This window comes from Halomonas sp. McH1-25, from assembly GCF_022348165.1.
Taxonomy (GTDB): Bacteria; Pseudomonadota; Gammaproteobacteria; order Pseudomonadales; family Halomonadaceae; genus Modicisalibacter.
In genome coordinates this window covers 70,454-95,551 of record NZ_JAKRFI010000004.1, presented here as the reverse complement: position 1 = coordinate 95,551, position 25,098 = coordinate 70,454, and the positions used below count along the sequence as shown (strand labels likewise).

Genomic DNA, 25,098 nt, shown 5'->3' with positions numbered 1-25,098 from the left:
TTTTCCTGAGCGGGGATAATGAACGCGGCAGGAAAGGTAAACGCCACTTGTCTATCGTCTGCTTTCAGGGCTCTCCTGCCGATATGATTATCGGCAGGAGTCTTATCCTTTGGAGGAAGCGCACCTCGATTATCTGATGTGGATCAATCTTCTGTCGTTTGCATCGGTGTCGCGTCGAGCTGACTGAACAATGTCGGATCGAGCGTCAACTGATCGTAGAAGTGATAGGGCACCTCGAACGGCGCGTCGGTGAGCATCACGGGATGAGGGATCCCGTCGGCATTGACCACCAACTCTTTCACCCGGGCGTAGTCGACCAGTACGCCACGCTGGTTGGCCGCCTGGGTCACCGAGGCGAAGGCCGTCTCGACGCGTTCCGCCAGTTCCTCCGGCGTGGTCTCGGGAACCGGATAGCTCTGAACTTCCAGCGTGCCCCGCGGCGTCCAGCCGATCTTGACCGGCTCGTTGATCAGACGTACCTGGGCGCCTTTGGGCACGCGGTAGATGAGGCTCTCGATATCGCCCGGCAGCATGCGTATACAGCCGTGCGAGACGCGCATGCCGACCCCCTGGGGGCGATTGGTGCCATGAATCAGGTAGCCGGGAATATCCAGCAGTATGGCATGCTCACCGAGCGGATTGTCCGGTCCGGGGGGCACGACGTTGGGTAGCGTTTCGCCACGCTCGGCATGCTCCTTGATGATGCTTTGCGGAGGATACCAGGCGGGATTTTCCAGCTTGTGGGTGACCGTCGTCGTGCCCAGCGGCGTCTGCCAGTCCAGCCGACCGATACCGATCGGGTAGGTCTCGACGCGTGGTGTCTCGCCATCGCTTGCCGAGGGATAGTAATACAGGCGCAGCTCGGCGAGATTGACCACGATGCCTTCGCGCGGGCCGGGTGGCAGGATGTAACGGGTCGGCAGCACGATCTCGGTGCCTTCGCCGGGCAGCCATGTCCGGGTGTCCGGATTGGCGGCACGCATCGCGTTGAAGCCGATGCCGTGGCTCAGGCCAATGTCGATGAGGGTATCTTCCTGTGACGCTTCGACCGTTTGGACCTGGCCGACGACGTCGCCCTGTTCAGGGAGCGCATAACGTCCCGTCGATGTCGATTCGTCCTCCTGTGCCAGGAGCAGGCGTGGCATGGCCAACATGCCCAGCGCCATCCAGTAACCCATCCCTCGTTTGCATACTCTCATCATCGTGACCTGTCGACCGTGTCCTTCGGTGGGGCGGAATAGCGTGGTGGAGGCCGTAAACTAAACGAACGTCGCCGTCGGGTCCAATGGGCGGCCTGCCTTACGTCATAAAACCTTGGCTTGAGCCTGTAGTCGCTACAGGGAATAGACTGGCGACAAAACGACTCAGAGGCCTAGCCATGGCAACCGAATCCGCTTCATTCGACATCACGCATCAATGGATCGTTCAAGGCATGGATTGTCCTAGCTGTGCCACCAAGATCCGCGGCGCCGTGGAGCGCCTGGCCGGCGTCGACGACGTTCGGGTTTCGGTCATGAACGAGACGCTATCGCTGCGGCTCGACACGCACAAGACGTCGCCGGTACGTGTCGAACGAACGGTCGCGGCCTTGGGTTACGGCATCACGGCGAAACGAGCTGCTTCCCAGGAAGCGACCAGCGCCGGCTGCCAGTCGGCGTGCTGCGGCGAAGCAAGCGATACGACAAGCGCTTCCTGCTCTCCTGTCGAGGAGCGCGAGCCTGCGTCTTTCTCCGCGAGGATGATGTACAACCTGCGCAAGAACGGCAAGATCCGCCTGGTGCTGCTGACCGGGGCACTATTGCTGTCGGCATTGATCATCGGTCTGGCGGCACCGCAACCTTGGGGCGATTGGGCCTTTGCGCTGGCCTGTCTGGTTGGCGTTATACCTGTAGCGCGACGGGCCTTTGCCGCCCTGCGTGCCGGCATGCCCTTCACCATCGAGATGCTGATGACCCTGGCGGCCGGTGGCGCGCTGGTCATCGGGGCGGCCGAGGAGGCGGCGCTGGTCATCTTTCTATTCGCGGTCGGGGAGGTTCTCGAGGGTGTCGCGGCCGACCGCGCACGAGCCGGGATCCGGGCGCTGGGCAATCTGATACCCAGGACGGCAAGGGTCGAAGAGAATGGCGAAATTCGCCAGGTGGATGCCGCTCGTCTGCGCATCGGCCAGATCGTGCAGGTACGTCCGGGCGACCGCATGCCTGCCGACGGCGAGATCGTCGAGGGCACGGCCTCGCTGGACGAATCGCCGATCACGGGCGAGTCGCTGCCCAAGGGCAAGAGCGTGGGCGAGGCCGTCTTTGCCGGGTCGATCGATATCGACGCGGTACTGCGGGTAAGGGTGACCAAGGCGCCCGAGGACAATACCATCGCCCGAATCATCCGCCTGGTCGAGGAGGCCCAGGAGGCCCGCGCCCCGACCGAGCGCTTCATCGACCGCTTCAGCCGGGTGTACATGCCGGCCGTGGTCGGTACCGCCTTCCTGGTGGCGGTAATTCCGCCGCTGGTCTTTGGCGGCGCCTGGGGCGAGTGGGTCTATCGTGCCCTGGCGCTGCTGCTGATCGGTTGTCCCTGTGCGCTGGTGATCTCGGTGCCGGCCTCCATCGCCTCGTCGCTGTCCGCCGGAGCACGTCATGGCCTGCTGATGAAAGGGGGCGCGGTGATCGAGACTGCGTCGCGTACCAGCCTGGTTGCCTTCGACAAGACCGGTACGCTGACCCACGGTAAGCCGGAGGTTACCGATGTCGAGGCTTTCGTAGGCGAGCGTGATGAGCTCATTGCCCTGGCCGCCGCCGTCGAGAGCGGCTCCAGCCATCCGCTGGCGGCGGCCATCCTGGCGCATGCCGAGACGAAGCGCATCCGACTGCCTCGTGCCAGCCAGGCGCGAGCGATTGCCGGCCATGGCGTCGAAGCGCATGTCGATGAGGTGCGCAGCGTCGTTGCCTCGCCGCGCTATGCCGACGAGGCCGGCATGTTGAGCGACACGGCCAAGGCGCGGATCGCGACGCTGGAAGATCAAGGCAAGACCGTGGCCGTGGTGTGCCGTGAAGCGTCGCTGGTCGGGTTGATCGCTCTGCGCGATGAGCCGCGAGCCGACGCCGTTCAAGGCGTGGAGAGCCTCAGCAAGCAGGGGGTGCGAAGCGTGATGCTTACCGGCGACAATCCTCGTACGGCAGCGGCGATTGCCGATGGTCTCGGTATGGAGTATCGCGCTTCGTTGCTGCCTGACGACAAGGTGGCGGCGATTCGCGAATTGACCGTCGGCGAGCGGGTGATGATGGTCGGCGACGGCATCAACGACGCCCCGGCGCTGGCCACGGCCCATGTCGGCGTGGCGATGGGCTCGGGCACCGATGTTGCCCTGGAAACGGCGGATGCCGCACTGCTGCGCAACCGTGTCGTCGACGTGGCCGCCAAGATCGGCCTGGCCCGGGCGACGATGGCCAATATTCGCCAGAATATCGCCATTGCGCTGGGATTAAAGGGAATCTTTCTAGTGACTACCGTGTTCGGTATCACCGGGCTGTGGCTGGCCATCCTGGCGGATACGGGGGCGACGGTACTGGTCACGTTGAATGCGTTGCGTCTGCTGCGCTTCGACCCCTGGCGCCATCTGGGCATCGCTTCGGAAACCCCGAGAACACCGACCGCGTCAGCGGTACCGACCTCCGTTGCCGTGGGCCAGTGGCAGCCGGACGGCAAGGAGGCTGTGGCAAGCAAGTAGCGCCAACGAAAACGCGCCGGTCGATGACCGGCGCGTGCCGTCTGGTGTTCAGCCCTTTTCCGTCTAGACCTCTTTATAGAGTTCGGCACCCTCGCGACGGAACTTCTCCGCCTGCTCCTCCATGCCTTTCATCACTGCTTCCCGGTCGCCGTCGAGGCCCTTGTCCTTGGCGTAGTCGCGGACTTCCTGGCTGATCTTCATCGAGCAGAACTTGGGTCCGCACATCGAGCAGAAGTGGGCCACCTTGGCCGAGTCCTTGGGCAGCGTCTCGTCGTGGTACTCGCGCGCGGTGTCCGGGTCCAGGCCGAGGTTGAACTGGTCCTCCCAGCGGAATTCGAAACGCGCCTTGGACAGGGCATTGTCGCGGCGCTGGGCGGCCGGATGCCCCTTGGCCAGGTCGGCGGCATGCGCGGCGATCTTGTAGGTGATGATGCCGGTCTTGACGTCGTCCTTGTTGGGCAGGCCGAGATGCTCCTTGGGCGTGACGTAGCAGAGCATGGCGCAGCCGTACCAGCCGATCATCGCCGCACCGATGCCCGAGGTGATGTGGTCGTAGCCGGGGGCGATGTCGGTGACCAGCGGACCGAGCGTGTAGAAAGGCGCCTCGTCGCAATACTCGAGCTGCTTGTCCATGTTCTCCTTGATCAGGTGCATGGGCACGTGGCCGGGCCCTTCGATCATCACCTGCACGTCGTGCTTCCAGGCAATGTGCGTCAGTTCGCCCAGCGTTTTGAGTTCGGCCATCTGCGCCTCGTCGTTGGCGTCGGCCACCGAGCCCGGGCGCAGACCATCGCCCAGCGAGAATGCCACGTCGTACTGCTTGCAGATATCGCAGATCTCTTCGAAGTGGGTATAGAGGAAGCTCTCCTGGTGGTGATAAAGGCACCACTTGGCCATGATCGAGCCGCCGCGCGAGACGATGCCGGTGACGCGCTTGGCGGTGAGCGGCACGTAGCGCAGCAGCACGCCGGCATGGATGGTGAAGTAATCCACACCCTGTTCGGCCTGCTCGATCAGCGTGTCGCGGAAGATTTCCCAGGTCAGGTCCTCGGCCACACCGCCCACTTTCTCCAGCGCCTGATAGATCGGCACGGTGCCGATGGGCACCGGCGAGTTGCGGATGATCCACTCACGGGTCTCGTGGATGTTGGCGCCGGTGGACAGGTCCATGATGGTGTCGGCGCCCCAGCGAATGCCCCAGGTCATCTTGTCCACCTCGTCCTCGATGGAGGAGGTGACCGCCGAATTGCCCAGGTTGCCGTTGATCTTCACCAGGAAGTTGCGGCCGATGATCATCGGCTCTGATTCGGGGTGATTGATGTTGCAGGGAATGATTGCGCGGCCTTCGGCGACCTCGCGGCGCACGAACTCCGGCGTGATCTCCCCGGGCAGCCGTGCGCCGAAACCCTGACCGGGATGCTGGTGGCCGAGGATGCGCTCGACTTCGTCGCTACCCAGCGCTTGCCGGCGCTGATTTTCACGGATGGCGATGAATTCCATTTCCGGCGTGACGATGCCCTGGCGGGCGTAATGGAGTTGCGTGACGTTACGGCCGGGCCTGGCACGTCGCGGCGTACGCGTCAGGTCGAAGCGCAGCGGGGCGAGCATGGGATCGTTGGCCCGGCGCTGACCGTACACGGAGGTCGGTCCGTCGAGAAACTCGGTGTCGCCGCGTTCGTCGATCCAGGCGCGACGCAGCTCAAACAGGCCGCGGCGCAGGTCGATACGTGCGTCGGGGTCGGTGTAGGGGCCGGAGGTATCGTAGACCAGCAGCGGCGGGTTGGCCTCGTCGGCGCCGGAAGTTCTGGTCGGCGACAGGCTGATTTCGCGAAACGGCACGCGAATGTCGGGGCGCGAACCCTCGACATGGACCTTGCGCGAGCCGGGCAGGGCCTGGATGGCGGCGTCGTCGACGCGCGCCGTTTCAGCGAGGAAATGATCGGTCTTTGCCACGGTTGTTCTCCCAGGTAAACGATAGTCGTCAGGGAGGACAGCGGAGGAGGACAGGGGCAGGGACACACGAATGTGGGGCGGCCTGCGTGTCGCTTGATCCCTACGCTGGTCCTAGCCAGGTCAGGTTCAACGGGCCCCACCGTGACGACACGCTGACTGCTGTGTCGTAGGGTGATCTCAGCCGGTTCCACCGGCACCCCGTCAAGCGATGGCGCCGCTTGGCGGCGCCGGATTGTCCGGGCAATCAATCACGCCCGGCTTTCGGCAGAGGGCTCAGACGGACTGATCCAGCCCCATCTGCCAGAAATCGATCTCCAGTCGGGTGGCGTCACGGAAGATCGTGACGAGTTGTTCGAAACGCGCGGCATCGAGCGTTGCAAGGCGCTCGTCCAGCCAGGCGGTTTCGGCATGCATCGCCTGCTGAAACTCGTCACTGGCGTACATGGTGATCCAGTCGGCGTAAGGGTTGCCGTCATGGCGTGTGAACGGTTGGGCATTGAGCCAGTTGGTGATCTCGCCGTAGCCGATCAGGCACGGGGCCAGGGCGACATGCAGATCGAGCAGATCGCCACGGTTGCCGGTATCCAGCACGTAGCGGGTATAGGCCAACGTGGCACGGGCTTCGGGGAGCTTGGCCAGGTCGTCCTCGCTGATTCCCCACTCGCGGCAGTAACCGATATGCAGATCGAGTTCCACATCGAGGATGGTTCTGAGCCCATCGTAGGCCTGGCGCAGCTCGGCCAGCGTACGGCTCTTGTAGGCCGCCAGCGCATAGGCGCGAGCGAAGTGGATCAGAAACAGGTAGTCCTGCTGCAGGTAATGGCGAAACGCCTCGGGCGCGAGAGTGCCGGCGCCCAACCGAGTGACGAAGTCATGTTCGCAGTAGGCGCGCCAGTCGGCCTGGCAGGCGGTCTTGAGGTCGGCAAAGCGGTAAGTCACGTCGTGCTCCTGTCGTGGCGCTTGGGCGCCGCGAAATGGCACGCAGGGAATCTCGCGAAGGGAAGGTCTACCCAAGCTTGATCCCTACGCCGGTACACTTTCCTTCTTGCTCGAAGACAGGAAATTACCCGGATCAGGTTCTACGGGATCGACCCTGGAGTGCAGCACACTCATGGGTCATCTCAGCCGGCTCCACCGGCACCCCGTCAAGCGTTCGATAACGTTCGGTAGTCTAGCAGGTCGACGCGGTGTTGCCAGTTGGCTTTACGCCCGCGCCGTAGCGTCTAGCGATCACCACAGCCAGCTATAGGGATTGGCCGGCGAGCGGCGCCGGCGCACGTCGCGCAGGCCGATCACGCAGCGCACGACCAGCCAGACGGCCAACAAGGGCCAGGCCAGTGCACCCACCGCAACGAGACTGAGAAAGAAGGCAGCGATGGAGTAGACCAGACCGATCCAGAAGGTCCGGATCTGGTAACGGTAATGGGCGCGCAGCCAGCGCGGCGCATCGCCCCGGTAGACGTAAGCCATGACCACACCGACCAGCAGGGTGGCATTGACGGTGATCAGGCCGGCCAGATACAGCACGTAGATCACCTGGGGAATAGTGATGTCCTGCTGTCTTGCATGTTGTTGTTCCTGCGGCTCTTCCTGGGGAGTTTCTTGGGCATTGGGCGACGTTTGCGTCATCGTCTGGCTCCGCAATCGAAAAACCTAGTGTCTCACTCCTTTAACAATGTTACGAGCTTGGCGCCTTGTCCTGTCCTGTGTTGGTGCCGGTGGCCGTATCGAGCAGTCTAGGTTCGGCGCCGACAGGGCCGCCGCCGAAGGTCACTCGGTAGAGGCCGGTCTCGCCGCTGTTCGAGGTGAAATACAGTGCCCTGTCCGGCCCGAAGGCAATCCCGGCAGGGCGCGCCCAGCGATTGCCCCGGTCGTCCTGGAAACCGGTGATCAGGTCGCTGACCTGACCGTTGCCCTGCGCATCGATGACGATGCCGGCAATGCGCGGCTCGCGGCGGGTTGAGGGGTCGCCGGCGGCGCTACCGTCGGGCTGGGTTCCCCAACTGCCATGCACGGCGGTGACTGCATCGAGGGGCAGCATGCTGCCCTCGGGCAGAAAGTCCAGGCCCAGCGGGGCGCTGCGGGCGGGTAAGGTCGCCACCGGTTCGGGAATCTCGCTGGCCGGGCGCGGCGGCTCGCTGGCAATGCAATCGTCGCGCTGGAACTCGCCGTCCACCCACTGAAACCACGGCATGCCATGAAAGCTGCCTCGTTCGGCGCGAACCAGGACTTCGCCTGGGGCCTCGTATCCCCAGTGGTCGGGGCCATTGTTGATGGCATAGAGCGTGCCCGTATCGTCCCAGGCGAGACCGACCGGGTTGCGCAGGCCGCTGGCGTAGGCCTGCCATTGCGGCGAGTCGCCGTTTTCATCGAGCACCAGAATGCCGCCACGGCGATCCTCGAAGTCATAGCCCTCGCCGATGTACTGGTCGGAGCAGTTGCCTTGGATGCCCAGCGATACGTAGAGCCGGTCGTCCGGCCCGACCGTCAGCGTACGAGTGTCGTGTCCGCCGCCGCCGGGCAGCTCGGCGTAGACCGAGAAATCGCTGCGCGATAGTGACTGGCCGGTAGCGTAGGGGGCACGTAGCAAGGCAGCGGTGGTGGCGACGTAAAGATAATCGCCGCGCTGCACCACGCTGTTGGGGTAGGCGTCGAACTCGGCCAGAGTCTCGGCCTGATCGTAGGGTGGAGCCAGGCGATAGATCTTGGAGGCATTGGAGCCGATGAACATCTCGCCGCCCGGGCCGATGCTGATCATGCGCGGAGCATCCAAGGCCGTGACCTTCTCGACCTGCACGTCCCCCGGTACGTTGAGGCGATGCTCGGTTCCGGCCACGTCGACCGGATGCAGCGTGTCGGACTGGGCCAGACCTGCAGAGGGCAGGGCCAGCATGGCGCCGAGCAGGCCGGCAGCGGTCCATGTCGACGTTACACGAATGGCCCGGGGGCGGCGTAGGGGCATGATTCGACTCCTTGAATCCGGTTTGCCCCCAGTGTAGCCGAACCGGCGACTTGCTTAGCGATAGAGCCGGAAGCGCCGAAATTCCGGATGCCCCTGTTCTTCCTCGGGCGTTTTGCGATAACGCTTGTACTCCCATTGATACTGTACAGGATCCAGATCGATGGCGGCTTCCACGCTGGCATTGACGCCACGTGCCGAGATGGCCTCGTCGGCGGCATAGACGCGCTCGTCGGCGGCGAGAAAATGAATGTCGAAGCCGTGACCGTTGCGCCGCTTGGCGACGCCGGTCACCACCCGGGCCTGGGTGCGGGCGACCAGCTTGGGCAGCAATGTGGCGGTATAGGCGGGACGATGGAAAAAATCGGCGAATACGCCACTGCCCCAACTGGGTACCTGGTCGGGCAGGATGCCGACGGCTTCGCTACGCTTGAGCGCCTTGAGCAGCGAAGCGACACCGCGCGGATTGGTGGGCACCAGACTGGCGCCCATGCGCTCGCGGCCGTGACGAATGACCGGATCGAGCCCGGCGATCTTGGGCGGTTCGTACATCGCGGTGAAGGGGAAATGACTCGATAGCCAGAAGTTGAGGATTTCCCAGTTGCCGTAGTGCGGCGCCAGGACGATCACGCCGCGGCCTTCGGCCCGCGCGTCGTCGAGCAGTTCGCGCCCGTGCACGGCGCGCACCGAGGCCTCGACGCGCTGGGGAGAGGCCATCCAGGCAAACCCCAGTTCCAGCATGGTGGCGGTGGAGTGAACCATGCTCTGCCGCCCTTGGGCGCGACGCCGGTCGGGGGGCAGCTCGGGAAAGACTTCACGCAGGTTGATGTCGGTAACCTGGCGCTCACGCCGGCTGAAACGGTAGACCAACGGCCCGAGCAGGCGCGCCAGACGCCAAAGGGCGGATAGCGAACATGACGATAGCGCGCGCCATGTCGCGGCGATGGCCTTGGCCTGGATGGACGAAGCGGAATCGGTCTGGCTCATGGCTCCACGAAGCGAATCAATGGGACGGTCATTATACCCGGCATGAGGGTCAGCCGCGCTCCGGCCGACAGATTTCGATCAGGTTGCCGTCGGGGTCGCGCAGGTAGAGCGACACGATGGCACCGTTGGCGCCCTGACGGGAAACCGGGCCAGCCTCGATGGGAATCTGCAGCGCGCTCAGATGAGCCTGCACTTCATCGAGGGGAAGCACGCTTCTTACGCACAGGTCGATGCTGCCGGGGGTGGGATGCGTGGCCTTGGGGCTGACCGCGGTATCGCAGTGATGCAGGCGCAGCGCCATATCGCCGAGCATCAGGTCCACCCGCTCGTTATCGCGATAACGCGCTTCCAGACCCAGTACGCGCGTGTAGAAATCCACCGCGACGGGAATATCCGCGACGGTGACGACCAGATGATCCGGGCCGGTTAACATGGCGTACTCCGTGACTGTTTTCTTCAAGGATACGATGTCATCCATGCCCCTGTCGTGCCCCCTGTGCGGGGAAATGCACATTCGCCATTACCATGGCGACAGCCGTCGTGATTACTGGCACTGCCAGATCTGCCAACTGGTGTTCGTCGAACGTGGACAGCACCTGTCGCCCGATGACGAGAAGGCCGTCTACGACTGCCACGAAAACTCTCCCGAGGACATGGGCTATCGGCGTTTCCTGGCGCGCCTGTTCGCACCGCTGAACGAGCGCCTGGCAGCGGGAAGCCACGGTCTGGACTTCGGTTGCGGACCCGGGCCGACGCTGTCGGTGATGTTCGAAGAGGCGGGGCACTCCATGGCACTTTATGACGTCTATTATGTGCCGGACCGTCAGGTGCTCGAGGCGAGCTATGACTTCATTACCGCCAGCGAAGTCGTCGAGCATCTGGCCGAGCCGGGCCGGGTGCTTGCCCAGCTGGCCGACCGGCTCGCCCCGGGCGGCTGGCTGGGACTGATGACCAAACGTGTCCGTACCCGGGAAGACTTCGCCCGCTGGCACTATATTCTCGATCCGACCCATGTCAGTTTCTTCAGCGAGGCGACATTCGAGTGGCTCGCCGTGCGTCTGGGCATGCAGGTCGAGTTTCCTGCCGCCGATGTGGCGCTGCTGCGTAAACCTTTATCCAGCGCCTGAAGCGTTGCATGGCGCTGAGTCAATTAGCATCTTCTACAATGGTGATCGAGGTGGCGTAAGGCGTGCGTGCTGAGGCGAAAAAAGCGTTGCCCGGCGGCTGGCGTGGGGCTATATTTCGCCGCGCAAATCCTGGCTCGGCACAACGTTGGCGAGCCGGCAGCGTTTTTTCTCCGGGGCGCGTTCACGGCGGCGATCCATCTCACTGATGATGGGCCTGCGTGGACGCGCCCCGTGTGTTTTGTTCAAGACAAGCGTGAGGTTTCCTTTCATGTCGCGGCAGTTATTGGCCATGGCGCTGGCCCCGTTGTTGGGGCTGTTCATTCTCGGTATCGGCAACGGTTTTTTGGCCACGCTGATCACCCTGCGACTCGATGCTGCCGGCGAGTCGGCGGTGGTCATCGGCTGGGTGTCGTCCGCTTACTTCATTGGCCTGGCGATTGGGGCGGTGCTCAACGATCGCCTGCTGCTGCGCATCGGGCACATTCGTGCCTATGCCTGTTTTGCGTCGCTGGTAGCCATCACCGTGCTGCTGCAGGGACTGTGGCTGGAGCCCTGGGCCTGGTTCGTGCTGCGCCTGATCGGTGGTTGGGCCACGGTGGGCGTCTACCTGGTCATCGAAAGCTGGTTGCTGACTGCCTCGGACACCAAGGTGCGTGGACGATTGCTGGCGCTGTACATGATTTCGTTGTATGCCGCGGGCGTGGTCGGTCAGCTGATGTTGGGCGTCACCGATGCCGCAGGCGAAGCGGTACCGTTCATGGTCATCGGCATGCTGGCCTCGCTGTCGGTGCTGCCCATGGCCGTGATTCCGCGGGTGTCGCCGCTGATCGAGCATGCCGAACCCTTGCCGCCGCTGCGTCTGATCATGCTCACACCCACCGGGGTCATGGGTTGCTTCGGCTCCGGCCTGGCGATCGCCGCCATCTATAGCCTGTTGCCGCTCTACCTGCAGCGGACCGGCTTCGCCGTCGAACAGATCGGTCAGATGATGGCCGTCGTGGTGCTGGGCGGCATGCTGTTGCAGTATCCCATCGGGCGCTGGTCCGACCGACACGATCGCCAGTTGGTGTTGATCCTGGTTGGCCTGGCCACTGCCATGATCTCGCTTGGCGTGCTGCTGTTTTCCGACCTGCCATGGGCGCTGGCGGGCATGCTGTTCCTGCTCGGCGGCGGGACGTTTGCCATCTATCCGGTCGCGGTCAGCCACGCCGCCGATCGGGCGCCGGCCGGTGCGTTGGTGCGCATGAGCCAGGGCCTGTTGCTGATCAATGCCGTCGGTTCGACGGTCAGTCCACCGCTGATCACGCCGTTGATGAGTGGCATGGGGGATGGTGGACTGTTTTGGGCGTTGGCGGGGCTGGGCGGTTTCCTGGCGGTCTTCTTTACCTGGCGGCGTAGCCAGCGTCCCGCACCGCTTCCCATGGCGCCGTTCACGCCCAATCCGCCGATGTCCGTCGTCGGCGCCGAGCTCAACGTCACCGACGCACTGGTCCAGGGCGCCATCGAGCACGAGCATGCCGAGGACCTGTCACAGGCAGTGCCCGAGGTGGCCGTCGCCGAGCCGCTTCACGGCCCACCGCGTCGCGAAGACTTGATCATCGAGTATATCGACGAGGAGGACGGCAAGCCGCATTCCCGTCCGGTGGAGTCGCGCTAACGCGCCGGGTCGATGCGTCCGCCCAGCGAGGCGTTGCGCCGGAACCAGCCGGCGATGCTGGCCCGCGGATAGCGGGTCGGCAGCACGGCGTGCGGGATGCGGTCGGAGAGGAAGCACATGAACGTGCCGGCTTCGGGGCGGACACGCGCCACTTCGCGAGTCTCGTCGTCCTCGGCATAGACTGCCATTTCACCGCCGCCGTCGTCGGGCCAGTCCGGGTTGAGGTAGAGCACCGTGGAGATGACGCGGTTGGCACGGCCCTGGAAGCTGTCGACATGGCGCTTGTAGAAGGCGCCGGGCGGATACTCGGCGAAATGCGCCTCGAATTCGAACAGGCCCAGGTAGAGTGCGCGGTTGATCTGCTGCTGAAGTTCCGCCATCAACGCCAAGTAGTGGCGCTGCGCCTGGCTTTCGCGATCGAGCCAGTGAATGGCGTCGCCACGGATATCGCGGCGCAGCCGATGCTGATCGCCACGGCCGATGCCCGCCTCGCTCAGCGCCTGGTTGGCGGAAAGCCGCTGAAGCTCGTCGTGCAGGGACCGGCATAACGTGGTGTCGATGAAACGTTCGCCCGCGAACCAACCTTGCTCGACCAAGCCGTCGACCAGTTGCGACACGGCATTGCCATCCAACCCGCTCAGACCGCCGGGTACCATGAGAGTCGCGTTCATCAATGACCTTATGCGTCGGTGTCGATGTCCGGAACGGCGCGCTGCCGTTCCGGACGATAATTCAGGCGGCTGCCCGGTGGAGCGTGATCGAGGCTGATCGGCTTGCCGAATCCTTCCGCCAACAGTTCCACCAGCATCATTGCCGATAGTCCCCAGATGACATGACCCTGCGCTTCATAGCTGGGCACGTACAAGGTACGGCCTCCGGCGACGATGACGTCGGTGTGGCTGCGCCGGTCCTCGAGAAACAGCGATAGCGGGACTTCGAAGATGGTGTCCAGCTCGCCCGGCTCGGGACGTAGCGACAGACCGGGAGGAATCAGGCCGACGAACGGTGTGACACGCAAGCCATGCAGCGAAATCAGATCGCCCAACTGGCCGAGCATGCGCACGCGCCGGGGCGACAGGGCGATCTCCTCCTGGGCCTCGCGCAATGCCGTGGTCAGCAGGTCGGGGTCCTCGGGATCGCGCTTGCCCCCGGGGAAGGCCACCTGACCGCCATGCTGCTTGAGATGGGCCGCACGCCGGGTAAAAAGCAGCGTCGGTTCATCGTGCTCGACGATGGGGATCAGCACGGCGGCCTGACGAAGCGCCGGGCTGAGCTTGCGCGGGCGATGCGCTTGCAGGCGTTCGTGGAGTTTATCTAACATGGAGCATCCGTCGGGTTTCGTTCCTTGTACCCAGCCCCCCGGTAAGCGTCAAGCCAAGTCGCGAGGTGTCCATGAATTTCTGCAGCCATTGTGGCCAACGTGTGCGTTTCGCGATTCCCGAAGGCGACGATCGCCTGCGCTACCTGTGCGACGACTGCGGTACCATCCACTACCAGAACCCGCGTATCGTGGCCGGCACGCTGCCGGTATGCGATGGGCGTGTGCTGTTGTGTCGGCGGGCCATCGCGCCGCGCAAGGGCTACTGGACCCTGCCGGCAGGATTCATGGAAAACGCCGAGACGACACTCGAGGCGGCGGCCCGTGAAACCTGGGAAGAAGCCTGTGCCCGGGTCGAAATCCATGACCTGTACACGCTGATCAATCTGCCGCACATCAATCAGGTCTACATGATCTTCCTGGCCGATCTCCAGGGCGGTTTCGCCGCTGGCCCCGAAAGCTTGGAAGTGGCGATGTTCGCCGAGGACGAGATCCCTTGGGACGAACTGGCCTTTCCCACCATCGAGCGAACCTTGCGCCATTACTTTGCCGACCGGCGCGGCGCGGTGTTTCCCTTGCATATCAGCGATATCGGCGAGGAAGATCGCGAGCGCTACTTCGGCTCCGCCTAGATGTCCTCCAGCCGCCACACCTCGTAGGCCGGCTCCTCGTAGGGGTGTGCAGCCTTGAGAGCGGCGACGGCGTCGTGAATCAGGTCGTCGCGACACACCAGTTCCACCTTGAGTTCCGCCACGCGCTCCAGGTCGCCGACGCGGCCGATGTGCGGGTCGGCGCCATCGAGTGGGCGAAACTGGCCGAGGCCGCGAGTCTGGAAGCAGCAGGCTTCGTAGTCGCCGATGCGCCCGGCGCCGGTGGAGAAGACCGCTTCCTTGACCGGTTCCGCCTCGCCGACGGGAACGAAGAATGCCAGTTTGTACATGCGAACTCCTTGTCAGGATGAATGTCGGGCCGAGGTGGCTTGGCCAGCGATTTCGGCCTGCGCGTCCTCCCATGATGATGGCATAATGCCCGCCGTACGTACTTCGTTTTTCAATGTCTGGATATCCGATGCTCAAGTGGCTTGCGGTCGTGCTGATCGCTCTACTCGGCCTGTTGCAATACAGCCTCTGGCTGGGGGAGGGCGGCTTGCGTGAGTTGGCGCATATCCGTTCGCGTGTCGACACCCTCGCCGCCGAGACCGAAACGCTGGAGGCGCGCAATCAGCGTCTCGCCGCCGAAGTGGTGGACCTCAAGAATGGCCTGGATGCCATCGAGGAGCGCGCGCGCAGCGATATCGGCATGGTGCGCAGCGATGAGCAATTCTTCTGGGTACCGGGTGTCGAGGCCGAGGATCGGCCATGAGCCTGCCGCGACTCTGGTTAGTGGTGCCCGCAGCGGGACAGGGTAAACGCATGGGGGCGGACCGGCCCAAGCAGTACCTGGTCCTGCATGGCCGGCCCGTGCTGGCGCATACCCTGGCGCGCTTGCACCACGCGTATCCGCAGGCCTCGTTGAGCCTGTGCCTGGACGAGACCGATGCCTGGTTCGATCCCGCCTGGGTGCCTTTCGCCGACTGGCGCCGGGTGGCCGGTGGCGAGGAACGAGTGGATTCGGTCACTCGGGCACTGGATGACCTGGCCGGCATTGCCGCTGCCGACGATCTGGTGCTGGTGCACGACGTGGCGCGTCCCTGCGTGCATCCCGAGGATCTGCGACGTCTGCTCGATATCCTCTGGAATGAGCGAGCCGGCGCGCTACTGGCCGCGCCGGTGGCGGATACCATGAAACGCGCCGATGGCGCGGGCAGGGTAGCGAACACCGAATCCCGCGTCGGGCTGTGGCATGCGTTGACGCCCCAGGGGTTCCGCTATGGCATGCTGTGCGAAGCGTTGGCGGCGGCACGGCGCGCCGACATAGCCATCACCGACGAGGCGTCGGCGATCGAGGCGTTGGGCTTGGCGCCCCGCCTGGTCGCCGCCCGCCGCGACAATCTCAAGATCACCCATCCCGAAGACCTGCAACTGGCTGCGCTCATTCTGGACGCCCAGGCGAGGGAACGGGATTCCGTAATCGAGGACTGACATGATCCGGATCGGCCACGGCTTCGATGTGCACCGTTTTGGCGAGGGCGACCATGTAATGATCGGGGGCGTACGTATCGCTTACGAGCGGGGCGTCATCGCCCATTCGGATGGCGATGTGCTGCTGCATGCCCTGAGCGACGCGCTGCTCGGCGCTTGCGCCCTGGGAGACATCGGTCATCATTTTCCGGATACCGACGTGCGCTGGGCCGGGGCCGACAGCCGCGCACTGCTGCGCCATGTGGTGCACCTGGTCGGCGAAGCCGGCTACCGGATCGGCAATGTCGATGCTACCGTCATCGCCCAGGCACCCAAGCTGGCGCCGCATATTGCCGCCATGCGCGCCGCGATCGCCGAGGATCTCGGGCTGGAACTCGGGGCCGTCAATGTCAAGGCGACCACCAGCGAGCGGCTGGGCTTCACCGGGCGGGGCGAAGGGATCGCTGCCGAAGCGGTGGCTCTGCTCGAAACGCATTCCGCGCATTCGCCACCGTCTCAGCCGTTCGAGCCCGAAGCGTTGTTCGAGCCCCAGCCACCCAGCGATACGAGTAGCGACAAGTGAATGCAGGCTGGCCACCGGCCTGGCCCTATGCGCACGGCGCGCCATTGGCGGCAGGCGAATACCGGGCGGTGCCCGAGGACTTCGTGGTCGAGGAGCGGCTCGATTTCACGCCGGAAGGCGAGGGCGAGCACCTCTGGTTATGGATCGAGAAACGCGACCTGACCACGCTGGAGCTGGTCCGTCGTTTAGCCCGGGCATGCGACGTGACGCCAAGGGATGTGGGGTTCTCGGGCATGAAGGACCGTACGGCAGTGACGCGGCAGTGGCTGTCGATTCACCTGCCGGGGCGCGCGACGCCGGACGATCTGGTCGAGCGCCTGGGAAACACCCCGGTACGCGTGCTCGAACAGCACCGTCACCCGCGCAAGCTCAAGCGTGGCGTGCATCGCGCCAATCGCTTCCGCCTGCGGATGAGCGGGCCGGTCGTCACGCACCCGGGGTTGGCGGCGCGCTGGCAGCAGCTCCTTGAACACGGCGTACCCAACTATTTCGGTCCGCAGCGCTTTGGGAACGAGGGGCGCAATCTCGAGCGGGCCCGGGCGATCCTGGCGCGCGGCTGGCGCAAACGCGACGACCGCGAAGGGCTGATGCTGTCCACCGCCCGCAGTTATCTGTTCAACGAATTGTTGGCGGCACGCCTGGACGAGGCAAACTGGGCGACCCCGCTCGACGGTGACGTATTGATGCTCGACGGCAGCGCCAGCATATTCTCCATTGACCGTTCCGATGCGGCTCTGGTCGAGCGAGCGGCACGCCTCGATCTGCACCCGGCCGGGGTGCTGTGGGGCACTGGCCCGTCAAGCGCAAGGGCTGAGGCGGGAGCCTACGAAGCCCGTCTGCGAGAGCGCCACACCGACCTATGCGCCGGGCTGGAGCGGGCCGGGGTCCGCCTGGCCCGCCGGGCGCTGCGCATTCGCCTGGCCGATGCCTCGCTGCAGTGTGAGCCGGGGGGCTGCGAGCTGAGCTTCGAATTGCCGCGTGGCGCGTTTGCCACCTCGGTGCTAAGAGAGTTGATCGACCATCCGACGCTGTCGCCGGGTACCGCATGACAGAACGGGACGAACGATGAGCGTCGACCGGAAGTTCGCTGCCGGCTCGACCCAAGGAGACACGATGCGCAAGCTCTTGCTGTCCAATGACGACGGTGTCCATGCGCCAGGGCTCAGGGCGCTTCATGACGCTCTGGCGGCGCACGCCCGTTTGCGGGTGGTAGCCCCCGATCGCGACAAGAGCGGGGCGAGCAATTCACTGACCCTGTCGCGGCCCTTGGCCCTCACGGCGCTCGACAACGGCTTCTACAGTGTCGACGGGACACCGGCCGACTGCGTTTACCTGGGCGTGAACGGCGTCTGGGACGAGCGTCCCGATCTGGTGATTTCGGGGATCAATCACGGCGGCAACCTGGGCGACGATGTGCTCTACTCGGGCACCGTGGCCGCCGCCATGGAAGGGCGCAACCTGGGCATGACGGCGATTGCCATGTCGCTGGTCGGTTGCCGCCACTTCGAGACCGCCGGCCGTGTGGCGGCGAGCCTGGTCGGCGCTGCCGATACGCTGTCGCTGCCGCCACGCAGTTTGCTCAACGTCAATGTGCCCGATCTGCCCTGGGAACAGATCCAGGGGTTTCGGGTGACGCGTATGGGCTACCGCGGTCCCGCCGCGCGGCCGCTGGAGGTGCGCGATCCACGTGGACGTGTGCGTTACTGGATTGCCGCGGCCGGTGAGAATGCCGACGACGGGTCCGATACCGATTTTGCCGCCATAGAAGCCGGCTACGTCTCGATCACGCCGCTGCATACCGACCTGACCCGACATACCGCACTGCACGATGTACAGGACTGGCTGGATGCACTGTCACGAGTCTCTTGAATTCAGCGGTATCGGCATGACCTCGCAGCGCACCCGCGATCGCATGGTGGGGCGACTGGTCGAGGCCGGTATCCAGGACTGGCGCGTACTCGACGTGATGGCCCGCGAGCCGCGCCATCTGTTTCTCGACGAGGCGCTGTCGCATCGCGCCTACGAGGATACCTCGCTACCCATCGGTCACGGCCAGACGCTTTCGCAACCCTGGATGGTCGCGCGCATGAGTGAGCTGGTGCTGGCTGCCGAGCCACGCAACGTCCTCGAAGTTGGCACTGGATCGGGCTATCAGACGCTGATCCTGTCGCGCCTGGTCGATCGGGTGTGGTCGCTGGAACGTATCCTGGCACTGCAATCCCGCGCCAGGACGAGATTGCATCGGCTCGCGGCGCACAACGTGCGTCTGCGCCTTACCGACGGCGCCCACGGCTGGCCCGAAGCGGCACCGTTCGACGTCATTCTGCTGACCGCCTGCGCCAGCGAACTCCCCTCGGCGCTCCTGGCGCAGCTGAGCGAAGCAGGCGTGCTGATTACACCGCTGGAGGACGAGGACGGCAACCAATGGTTGACCCGTATCCAGCGACACGGAGAAGGTTTCGATCATCAGCGGCTCGAACAGGTACGCTTCGTGCCGCTACTGGAAGGAGTCATACGTTGAAGCGAGCGCTAGCGCTGTTTCTCAAAGGTGCCGGGATGGGCGCCGCCGATGCCGTTCCCGGTGTCTCGGGAGGGACCATTGCCTTCGTGACAGGCATCTATGAAGAACTGATCCATACCATTCGCCGCTTCGGTCCCGAGGCGTTTCCCGCCTGGCGGCAGGGGGGGCTGGCCGGGTTGGTCGAATACCTCAATCTGCGCTTTCTGATTCCCCTGGTGGTCGGCCTCGCCTGCAGCCTGATCAGCGTGGCGCATCTGGTGACCTATCTGCTCGAGGCGCAGCCGCTGCTGCTCGATGCCTTCTTCTTCGGGCTGGTCGCGGCATCGGCCTTCGTCGTCGGGCGCCAGGTCAAAGGCTGGCGTTGGTGGTACATTCTGCCGCTAGTGGCCGGCTTGCTTCTGGCCCAGGCGCTGCCCGGTCTGATGCCGCATTTGACCGGGTTGGGAAGCTGGCTGCTGATAGTGGCTGGCGCCATTGCCATCAGCGCGATGCTGTTGCCCGGGGTGTCCGGTAGCTTTCTGCTGCTGACCATGGGGCTCTACGGCACCGTCATGGAGGGCATCAAAAGCTTCGATATCGGTCTGATCCTGCAGTTCGGCGCCGGTTGCGCCATTGGCCTGTTCACGTTCTCGAGACTGTTGTCGTGGTTGTTTCGCCATTACCATGAGCTGACATTGCAGCTGCTCATCGGCTTCATCGTTGGGTCGCTACCTACGCTGTGGCCATGGCGCGAGATGATCCGCTATCGTCTCGGTCCCGACGATCAGTTGATTCCATTGGATTACCGTTACCTGTTGCCGGACGATTATGTCCTGCTGACCGGCGATTCCGCCCAGTTGGTGCCGGTGATTGCGTTGATGGCTCTGGGAATGCTGCTCGTTCTGGTCGTGGGCGAACGCTCCACATCGAATCGCAAGGAGGATTGACCCTACATGCGTAAGGCATTCGTGGTTTCGGCGCTGATGCTGGGCATTGCCGGCTGTGCCGCACCCCCCAATAACGCGCCCGTGGTGCGCGACCTGTCAGCGAGTCGCAGCACGCAAAGTGGCGATACGGTGACCGTCCAGAGCGGCGATACGCTCTACGGGATCGCCTGGCGGAACAATATGGACTTTCGTGAGCTGGCACAGATCAACAATGTCAGCCCACCCTATCGGCTGGAGCCCGGGCAGACGTTGCGGCTGAACGCCGGCGCAGCGGCAGGCAATGCACCTCAGAACGGCGCTGCGCAAAATGCGCAGGGCGTCACCGTAGCCAGCGTCAATGGTGCCGAAACGGCGACCGCGAACGGAACGCCGGACTGGCTGGCGCCGGATACCGAGACCATCGAGCGCAATCGTCGCCTGACCAGTCGCCCGCTGGACGGCGCTCAGACAACGTCATCAACTGCATCGTCTGCCGCAACACAGCCCAGCGGCGAAGCGTTGTCGGCCGCCGGCCGGGCCGGGGGTAGCGATGCACCCGGGCCGATCTACAACTACGGCAGCCCCGGCGCCGATGGCCAGCTCAGCGCTCGCGACCAGGCCGAGCGCGACGCGCTGGCTCAGCAGCGATCCAGTCAGCAGGCGAGCGCCTCGGCGGAGGTGTCTCAGCCGACGCCCCCGACGCCTGACACAAGCGATGTAAGTGTCGCCGATCAGAGTGTGTCAGGGACTTCCGCGAACGCCGCCGGGGCCGGTAGCCAAGCTGCAACGTCTCCGTCATCGTCCCCGGGCGATACTGCCACCAACACGACGGCGAATGGCGGGGCGAGCGATGCCGGAACCGCTGTGGCAGGCGAGGCGAGTGGACCATCCCGCGAACAGCGGACGTTCCAGCCGGTCGAGGACATCCCCTGGCAATGGCCTGCGGATGGCCAGGTGGTGGGCCGTTTCGGCGACGGTTCCAATATTACCGCCGGCATTGATATCGCCGGCCAAAAGGGGCAACCTGTCAAAGCAGCGGGGCCCGGTATCGTGGTCTATGCCGGCAATGGCGTACGTGGCTACGGTAACCTCATTCTCCTCAAGCATAACGACCGTTATCTCAGCGCCTATGCGCACAATGACAGTCTGAGGGTCAAGGAGAACGACGTCGTCGAAGCCGGTGAAGTGATTGCCAGCATGGGCAACACCGATGCCGACAGCGTCAAGTTACATTTCGAGGTTCGCCAGGACGGCCAGCCTCAAGATCCCCTCAAGTTTCTTCCACAACGCTGAGGGGTCAGTATCGCAGGGAAAGGACGGCCTCCGGCTCTGCCGGTGGCCGCCCCAGACAGGGCATAACAACAATATGAGCCAGTCAACGACTGCATCTTACGAGTAGCAGACAACGGGGTAGCGAAATGAGCATGCTTGAACGGGACCTTCAGGATGTGGATCTCAATGAAGTCGAAGTCGATGACAACGATGACGACGAAGCGGATAGCAAGGAGGCTGAAGAAGCGTTCGAAAAGGCGCTGAGCCGCGAAGAGAACACCTACCACCAGAGTCTGGACGCCACCCAGATCTATCTCAATGAAATCGGCTTTTCGCCGCTGCTGAGCCCCGAAGAGGAAGTCCACTACGGACGCTTGGCCCAGAAGGGCGACCCTGCCGGGCGCCAGCGGATGATCGAGTCCAACCTGCGTCTGGTGGTGAAGATCGCACGACGCTACCTCAACCGGGGGCTTTCGCTCCTCGATCTGATCGAAGAGGGCAACCTGGGCCTGATCCGGGCCGTCGAGAAATTCGATCCGGAACGCGGGTTCCGCTTTTCGACCTATGCCACATGGTGGATTCGTCAGACGATCGAACGGGCGCTGATGAACCAGACCCGAACCATTCGCCTGCCGATCCACGTGGTCAAGGAACTCAACATCTATCTGCGTGCGGCGCGCGAACTGACCCAGAAGCTGGATCACGAGGCGACCGCCGAAGAGATTGCCGAGTTTCTCGACAAGCCGGTGAGTACCGTCAAGAAGATGATGGGGCTCAACGAGCGCATCTCGTCAGTGGATTATCCGCTGGGTGGCGAAAGCGACAAGCCGTTGATCGAGACGCTGGCCGACGAGAACGAAAGTGGGCCGGAGTCGTCGCTGGTCGACGTCGACGTCAAGCAGCACGTGGATGAATGGCTTGCCGAGTTGACCGACAAGCAGATGGAAGTGGTCGTTAGGCGCTTCGGCTTGCGTGGTCATGAGGCGGCGACGCTGGAAGAAGTCGGCGAGGAAATTGGCCTGACCCGCGAGCGGGTGCGCCAGATCCAGGTCGAAGCCTTGAAAAAACTGCGTCGCGTACTCGAAAAGCAGGGGCTTTCCCTGGATGCCATTTTCGAGTGAGGACGTTCGAGACGAGTCTTGTGGTGTAGACGCGGGCCTTTGGGCCCGCGTTGCCGTTCTGACTTGCACGTTCCGTGCACGACATTTGCGGAATTGATTGGCAAGCTAACATGCGTCATTGTATGTATGATATGCGCAAGTCTCATGAAAGGAAAAACGTCGATGTCGTCCCAAGGTCTGTTTCAGCGCACCCGCGGTGAGCCGTGGCCGCTGCGCCGCACGTGGCTTTCCCTGGTAGTCACAGTTGGACTCATTTCCCAGGCGCAGGCTGCCGATCTGCTCACCATCACCCGCGATGCGCTGGAGAACAATGCGGCGTTGGCCTCATCGCGGTCGATCTACGATGCCGTCGAGGCGACCCGTGACATTCAGCGTGCCGATCTGTTACCGCAGGTGGGCGCCTCGGCGGGAGTCGCGCGTAGCGACAGTTTCGAGCGCCAGCAGCAGGCGGGTGCCGGCGCGGGGCAGAGCGACGACGGCTATAACGGCGTCAATGCCAGCATCGAGGCCACCCAGGCGATCTTCGATGCGAGTAACTGGTACGAATATAGGCAGACCGCCGACCAGATCGACCAGCAGGCCCTGGTACTCGAAGGCGACCGGCAGCAGCTGATTTATAACGTGACCGAAGCCTATTTCGAGATTCTGCGTGCCCGCGATGTGCTGGAAGCCTACGTCGCCCAGGAGCGGGCCATCGAGCGCCAGCTCGAGCAGTCCCGCGAGCAGTTCGAAGTGGGACTGATCGCCATCACCGACGTACACGAGGCCCAAGCTTCATTTGACCAGGCTCGTGCACAGCGCATCGCCGCCCAGAGCGATCTGCAGATCAGCTTCGAAGCTCTGGAGCAATTGACCGGCAAGGATTACGAAACCATCGAAGGGTTGACCGAAGAACTGCCCGTCGAATCGCCGAAACCGAGCTCGCGCGATGCCTGGGTGGCGCTGGCATTGGAGAACTATCCGACGTTGCTTGCCAGTCAGGAGGCCGTCGAAATTTCCCGTAGCGACATCGATATTGCCCAGGCTGGCTACCTGCCGACGCTCGATGCCTATGCCCAGTACAATTACTCCGATACGGACCAGAACAACGTGTCGGGCTACAACTCGGGGAGCGAGATCGGCCTGTCCGCCACCGTGCCGATCTTTACCGGGGGACGCACCAGCGCTCAGGTCAATCAAGCGACCTACCTGCTCGAATCCGCACAGTACGATTTCGAGTCCGAGCGGCGCTCGACGGTGCAGCAGGTGCGCTCGCTGTTCACCCAGGTCGTCAATGACGTACAGACCGTGGAAGCGCAGCGTCAGGCCATCATCTCCAGCCGCAGCGCCTTGGAAGCGACACGCTCCGGCTATGAGGTCGGCACGCGCAATATCGTCGACGTACTCAGGGCCGAGCAGGAACTTTACAATGCCTTGGCCAACTATGCCGAGGCGCGTTACGCCTATGTCATCGACATGATGGCGTTACGCCAGCAGGCCGGTGTGCTCGACACCAGCAACATCCGTGCACTCAACGACTGGCTGCAGGAGGAAAATGCAGTACGTCTCGAGCTGCCCGAACAGGAAGGCGACGGGGTGGGCAACATGGATATCGATCTGGATATCGGTGCACCGCCAAGGCCGCCTCAGCAATAACCCGGCAACGTTATTTTCTAAGCAGCGGTGGAATATTGGTCGTGTCGACTGGTATTTCGCCGCTTTTCGTTTGTTAGAGGTGATGAAAGTCGATGCCGTTTGGCAAATAATGAGGGTTTTCAGGAGGCTTGAGCCATGGGGCGCCCGCTGGTTGCCGATATCGATCTCGATGCATTGCGACACAACTACCGCCTGGCTCACGGCCTGGCGCCTACCAGCCAGGCGTTGGCGGTCATCAAGGCGGATGCCTATGGGCATGGCGCCGTGGCCTGCGCGCATGCGCTGAGCGATCTGGCGCCGGCGTTCGCCGTGGCCTGCATCGAAGAGGCCGAGACGCTGCGCCGTGGTGGCATCGACAAGCCCATCGTGCTGCTGGAGGGCATCTTCACCGGCGATGAGTTGCGTCGTGTGGACGAGCTGGGGCTGTGGCTGACGGTTCACAGTGACTGGCAGGTGGAGGCAGTGCTGGCCTTTCGGCCCCGCGCGCCGATACCCACCTGGGTCAAGGTCGATTCCGGCATGCATCGACTCGGGTTTGCGCCGGAGCAATTGCCGTCGGTCTGGCATCGCCTGCAGGACGCACCGGATCGCGTGTGCGAGCTGCATCTGATGAGCCACTTCGCCACCGCCGATCTGCTGGACGATGGCTACTTTCAACGACAGATGGCGTTGCTCGACGGACTTGCGACAGAACTCGATGCTCCCACTTGCCTGGCCAACTCACCGGCCACCCTGGCATGGCCGCGAACCCACGGGGCCTGGAATCGGCCTGGCGTGATGCTCTATGGCAGCGACCCGCTGGAGGGCGCCAACGATGCCAGCCGCAAGCTGAAGCCGGTCATGACGCTACGCTCCGAGATCATCGCCGTGCGGGACATCGACACGGGGGAAGCGGTGGGATACGGGGGACGCTGGAAAGCACCGAGGCGTTCCCGGATCGGCGTGGTCGCCGCCGGATATGGCGATGGCTATGATCGGCACGCCATCGACGGAACGCCGGTGCTGGTCGACGGCCAGCGTACGGTCCTGGCCGGCAAGGTCTCGATGGACATGCTCACGGTAGACCTCACCGACCTGCCACAGGCCGGCATCGGCAGCCGGGTCGTACTCTGGGGGCAGGACCCCGACGGGGCGATCCTGTCGATCGACGAGGTCGCCCGCTACTGCGATACCATCAGCTATACCCTGCTCACGGGCATCCTGCCGAGAGTGCCGCGCCGCTATCATGGCGGCCACCAGGTTGGCGAGGCCTGACGGCCTCTTTCCGGGCGGCTACAAT

25 protein-coding genes and 2 riboswitches are annotated in these 25,098 nt (G+C 63.8%); of the genes, 15 read left to right on the top strand and 10 right to left on the bottom strand.

From position 1 onward, the window contains the following. Positions 1-143: 143 nt before the first annotated feature. The gene (locus tag MHM84_RS12030) at positions 144-1,178 is read right to left on the bottom strand and encodes a L,D-transpeptidase family protein (RefSeq protein ID WP_239266455.1); all 1,035 of its coding nucleotides are present in this window, start codon (positions 1,176-1,178) and stop codon (positions 144-146) included. A 200-nt stretch (positions 1,179-1,378) separates the two neighbouring features. On the opposite strand from MHM84_RS12030, the gene MHM84_RS12025 reads away from it, so the two are divergent. Continuing rightward, positions 1,379-3,721, top strand: coding sequence for a heavy metal translocating P-type ATPase (locus MHM84_RS12025; RefSeq protein WP_239266453.1), 2,343 nt, complete (start codon positions 1,379-1,381; stop codon positions 3,719-3,721). 63 nt (positions 3,722-3,784) lie between these two features. Here the strand turns inward: MHM84_RS12025 and thiC are convergent, their stop codons facing one another. The 6 genes from thiC to MHM84_RS11995 form a co-directional block, all read right to left on the bottom strand. Further along, positions 3,785-5,674 (bottom strand): phosphomethylpyrimidine synthase ThiC, encoded by a 1,890-nt coding sequence (gene thiC / locus MHM84_RS12020; protein WP_343218288.1) that lies wholly within the window; start codon positions 5,672-5,674, stop codon positions 3,785-3,787. A gap of 80 nt (positions 5,675-5,754) precedes the next feature. Then, positions 5,755-5,885: riboswitch (TPP riboswitch) on the bottom strand. A 62-nt stretch (positions 5,886-5,947) separates the two neighbouring features. Further along, the gene (gene tenA / locus MHM84_RS12015; RefSeq protein WP_239266899.1) at positions 5,948-6,613 is read right to left on the bottom strand and encodes a thiaminase II; all 666 of its coding nucleotides are present in this window, start codon (positions 6,611-6,613) and stop codon (positions 5,948-5,950) included. Between the two features lie 64 nt (positions 6,614-6,677). Continuing rightward, positions 6,678-6,829: riboswitch (TPP riboswitch) on the bottom strand. A gap of 75 nt (positions 6,830-6,904) precedes the next feature. Next, on the bottom strand, positions 6,905-7,303 hold the full coding sequence (locus tag MHM84_RS12010; protein WP_239266451.1) for a hypothetical protein: 399 nt from the start codon (positions 7,301-7,303) through the stop codon (positions 6,905-6,907). Between the two features lie 49 nt (positions 7,304-7,352). After that, positions 7,353-8,636: a PQQ-dependent sugar dehydrogenase gene (locus tag MHM84_RS12005; protein WP_239266449.1), complete on the bottom strand. Its 1,284-nt coding sequence runs from the start codon at positions 8,634-8,636 to the stop codon at positions 7,353-7,355. A 54-nt stretch (positions 8,637-8,690) separates the two neighbouring features. Beyond that, positions 8,691-9,620 (bottom strand): lysophospholipid acyltransferase family protein, encoded by a 930-nt coding sequence (locus tag MHM84_RS12000; RefSeq protein WP_239266447.1) that lies wholly within the window; start codon positions 9,618-9,620, stop codon positions 8,691-8,693. Between the two features lie 49 nt (positions 9,621-9,669). Continuing rightward, entirely contained in the window at positions 9,670-10,053 is a 384-nt protein-coding gene (locus MHM84_RS11995) for a VOC family protein (protein ID WP_239266445.1), read from the bottom strand. Positions 10,054-10,096: 43 nt separating this feature from the next. On the opposite strand from MHM84_RS11995, the gene MHM84_RS11990 reads away from it, so the two are divergent. Continuing rightward, a complete protein-coding gene (locus MHM84_RS11990; RefSeq protein ID WP_239266443.1) occupies positions 10,097-10,747 on the top strand; it encodes a class I SAM-dependent methyltransferase in 651 nt (216 codons plus the stop codon). A gap of 268 nt (positions 10,748-11,015) precedes the next feature. Further along, the gene (locus MHM84_RS11985) at positions 11,016-12,404 is read left to right on the top strand and encodes an MFS transporter (RefSeq protein ID WP_239266441.1); all 1,389 of its coding nucleotides are present in this window, start codon (positions 11,016-11,018) and stop codon (positions 12,402-12,404) included. Here the strand turns inward: MHM84_RS11985 and MHM84_RS11980 are convergent. Together MHM84_RS11980 and MHM84_RS11975 are read right to left on the bottom strand one after the other, a co-directional pair. Then, a complete protein-coding gene (locus MHM84_RS11980; protein ID WP_239266898.1) occupies positions 12,401-13,060 on the bottom strand; it encodes a 2OG-Fe(II) oxygenase in 660 nt (219 codons plus the stop codon). The two genes, MHM84_RS11985 and MHM84_RS11980, sit on opposite strands and share 4 nt — an antisense overlap. 23 nt (positions 13,061-13,083) lie before the next feature. Then, entirely contained in the window at positions 13,084-13,725 is a 642-nt protein-coding gene (locus tag MHM84_RS11975) for a CoA pyrophosphatase (RefSeq protein ID WP_239266439.1), read from the bottom strand. Between the two features lie 71 nt (positions 13,726-13,796). Here MHM84_RS11975 and MHM84_RS11970 point away from each other — a divergent pair, with 71 nt between their 5' ends. Then, entirely contained in the window at positions 13,797-14,354 is a 558-nt protein-coding gene (locus tag MHM84_RS11970) for an NUDIX hydrolase (protein ID WP_239266437.1), read from the top strand. Here the strand turns inward: MHM84_RS11970 and MHM84_RS11965 are convergent. Then, positions 14,351-14,662 carry a YqfO family protein gene (locus tag MHM84_RS11965; protein ID WP_239266435.1) on the bottom strand — a complete coding sequence of 104 codons (312 nt, stop codon included), beginning with the start codon at positions 14,660-14,662 and terminating at the stop codon, positions 14,351-14,353. The genes MHM84_RS11970 and MHM84_RS11965 overlap by 4 nt on opposite strands. Positions 14,663-14,790: 128 nt before the next feature. Here MHM84_RS11965 and ftsB point away from each other — a divergent pair, with 128 nt between their 5' ends. The 11 genes from ftsB (at position 14,791) to alr (ending at position 25,073) form a co-directional block, all read left to right on the top strand. Next, complete coding sequence (gene ftsB, locus MHM84_RS11960) at positions 14,791-15,084, top strand: cell division protein FtsB (protein WP_239266433.1); 294 nt, start codon at positions 14,791-14,793, stop codon at positions 15,082-15,084. Beyond that, on the top strand, positions 15,081-15,803 hold the full coding sequence (ispD, locus tag MHM84_RS11955) for a 2-C-methyl-D-erythritol 4-phosphate cytidylyltransferase (RefSeq protein ID WP_239266431.1): 723 nt from the start codon (positions 15,081-15,083) through the stop codon (positions 15,801-15,803). Before ftsB ends, ispD begins: the two co-directional genes overlap by 4 nt. Before the next feature lies 1 nt (position 15,804). After that, positions 15,805-16,365 (top strand): 2-C-methyl-D-erythritol 2,4-cyclodiphosphate synthase, encoded by a 561-nt coding sequence (gene ispF / locus MHM84_RS11950; RefSeq protein WP_239266429.1) that lies wholly within the window; start codon positions 15,805-15,807, stop codon positions 16,363-16,365. Beyond that, positions 16,362-17,414, top strand: coding sequence for a tRNA pseudouridine(13) synthase TruD (locus tag MHM84_RS11945; protein ID WP_239266427.1), 1,053 nt, complete (start codon positions 16,362-16,364; stop codon positions 17,412-17,414). The genes ispF and MHM84_RS11945 overlap by 4 nt, the downstream gene beginning before the upstream one ends. 64 nt (positions 17,415-17,478) lie before the next feature. Next, positions 17,479-18,234 carry a 5'/3'-nucleotidase SurE gene (gene surE / locus MHM84_RS11940; protein ID WP_239266425.1) on the top strand — a complete coding sequence of 252 codons (756 nt, stop codon included), beginning with the start codon at positions 17,479-17,481 and terminating at the stop codon, positions 18,232-18,234. Next, on the top strand, positions 18,212-18,886 hold the full coding sequence (locus MHM84_RS11935) for a protein-L-isoaspartate(D-aspartate) O-methyltransferase (RefSeq protein ID WP_239266423.1): 675 nt from the start codon (positions 18,212-18,214) through the stop codon (positions 18,884-18,886). Before surE ends, MHM84_RS11935 begins: the two co-directional genes overlap by 23 nt. Continuing rightward, positions 18,883-19,812 (top strand): DUF368 domain-containing protein, encoded by a 930-nt coding sequence (locus MHM84_RS11930; RefSeq protein WP_239266421.1) that lies wholly within the window; start codon positions 18,883-18,885, stop codon positions 19,810-19,812. Before MHM84_RS11935 ends, MHM84_RS11930 begins: the two co-directional genes overlap by 4 nt. Before the next feature lie 6 nt (positions 19,813-19,818). Then, a complete protein-coding gene (locus MHM84_RS11925) occupies positions 19,819-21,084 on the top strand; it encodes a peptidoglycan DD-metalloendopeptidase family protein (RefSeq protein WP_239266419.1) in 1,266 nt (421 codons plus the stop codon). Positions 21,085-21,209: 125 nt separating this feature from the next. Then, positions 21,210-22,184 carry an RNA polymerase sigma factor RpoS gene (gene rpoS, locus MHM84_RS11920; RefSeq protein WP_239266417.1) on the top strand — a complete coding sequence of 325 codons (975 nt, stop codon included), beginning with the start codon at positions 21,210-21,212 and terminating at the stop codon, positions 22,182-22,184. Between the two features lie 162 nt (positions 22,185-22,346). Then, positions 22,347-23,819, top strand: a complete 1,473-nt coding sequence (locus MHM84_RS11915; protein ID WP_239266415.1) for a TolC family outer membrane protein — start codon at positions 22,347-22,349, stop codon at positions 23,817-23,819. 135 nt (positions 23,820-23,954) lie between these two features. Next, a complete protein-coding gene (gene alr / locus MHM84_RS11910; protein WP_239266413.1) occupies positions 23,955-25,073 on the top strand; it encodes an alanine racemase in 1,119 nt (372 codons plus the stop codon). Positions 25,074-25,098: the final 25 nt, after the last annotated feature.

What these genes read in the sequence shown, in the direction of transcription:
- MHM84_RS12030 (WP_239266455.1), bottom strand. Translation starts at nt 1,178, where the DNA reads ATGGGTTACTGGATGGCGCTGGGCATGTTGGCCATGCCACGCCTGCTC.
- MHM84_RS12025 (WP_239266453.1), top strand. Translation starts at nt 1,379, where the DNA reads ATGGCAACCGAATCCGCTTCATTCGACATCACGCATCAATGGATCGTT.
- MHM84_RS12010 (WP_239266451.1), bottom strand. Translation starts at nt 7,303, where the DNA reads ATGACGCAAACGTCGCCCAATGCCCAAGAAACTCCCCAGGAAGAGCCG.
- MHM84_RS12005 (WP_239266449.1), bottom strand. Translation starts at nt 8,636, where the DNA reads ATGCCCCTACGCCGCCCCCGGGCCATTCGTGTAACGTCGACATGGACC.
- MHM84_RS12000 (WP_239266447.1), bottom strand. Translation starts at nt 9,620, where the DNA reads ATGAGCCAGACCGATTCCGCTTCGTCCATCCAGGCCAAGGCCATCGCC.
- MHM84_RS11995 (WP_239266445.1), bottom strand. Translation starts at nt 10,053, where the DNA reads ATGTTAACCGGCCCGGATCATCTGGTCGTCACCGTCGCGGATATTCCC.
- MHM84_RS11990 (WP_239266443.1), top strand. Translation starts at nt 10,097, where the DNA reads ATGCCCCTGTCGTGCCCCCTGTGCGGGGAAATGCACATTCGCCATTAC.
- MHM84_RS11985 (WP_239266441.1), top strand. Translation starts at nt 11,016, where the DNA reads ATGTCGCGGCAGTTATTGGCCATGGCGCTGGCCCCGTTGTTGGGGCTG.
- MHM84_RS11980 (WP_239266898.1), bottom strand. Translation starts at nt 13,060, where the DNA reads ATGGTACCCGGCGGTCTGAGCGGGTTGGATGGCAATGCCGTGTCGCAA.
- MHM84_RS11975 (WP_239266439.1), bottom strand. Translation starts at nt 13,725, where the DNA reads ATGTTAGATAAACTCCACGAACGCCTGCAAGCGCATCGCCCGCGCAAG.
- MHM84_RS11970 (WP_239266437.1), top strand. Translation starts at nt 13,797, where the DNA reads ATGAATTTCTGCAGCCATTGTGGCCAACGTGTGCGTTTCGCGATTCCC.
- MHM84_RS11965 (WP_239266435.1), bottom strand. Translation starts at nt 14,662, where the DNA reads ATGTACAAACTGGCATTCTTCGTTCCCGTCGGCGAGGCGGAACCGGTC.
- ftsB (WP_239266433.1), top strand. Translation starts at nt 14,791, where the DNA reads ATGCTCAAGTGGCTTGCGGTCGTGCTGATCGCTCTACTCGGCCTGTTG.
- ispD (WP_239266431.1), top strand. Translation starts at nt 15,081, where the DNA reads ATGAGCCTGCCGCGACTCTGGTTAGTGGTGCCCGCAGCGGGACAGGGT.
- ispF (WP_239266429.1), top strand. Translation starts at nt 15,805, where the DNA reads ATGATCCGGATCGGCCACGGCTTCGATGTGCACCGTTTTGGCGAGGGC.
- surE (WP_239266425.1), top strand. Translation starts at nt 17,479, where the DNA reads ATGCGCAAGCTCTTGCTGTCCAATGACGACGGTGTCCATGCGCCAGGG.
- MHM84_RS11935 (WP_239266423.1), top strand. Translation starts at nt 18,212, where the DNA reads ATGCACTGTCACGAGTCTCTTGAATTCAGCGGTATCGGCATGACCTCG.
- MHM84_RS11925 (WP_239266419.1), top strand. Translation starts at nt 19,819, where the DNA reads ATGCGTAAGGCATTCGTGGTTTCGGCGCTGATGCTGGGCATTGCCGGC.
- rpoS (WP_239266417.1), top strand. Translation starts at nt 21,210, where the DNA reads ATGAGCATGCTTGAACGGGACCTTCAGGATGTGGATCTCAATGAAGTC.
- MHM84_RS11915 (WP_239266415.1), top strand. Translation starts at nt 22,347, where the DNA reads ATGTCGTCCCAAGGTCTGTTTCAGCGCACCCGCGGTGAGCCGTGGCCG.
- alr (WP_239266413.1), top strand. Translation starts at nt 23,955, where the DNA reads ATGGGGCGCCCGCTGGTTGCCGATATCGATCTCGATGCATTGCGACAC.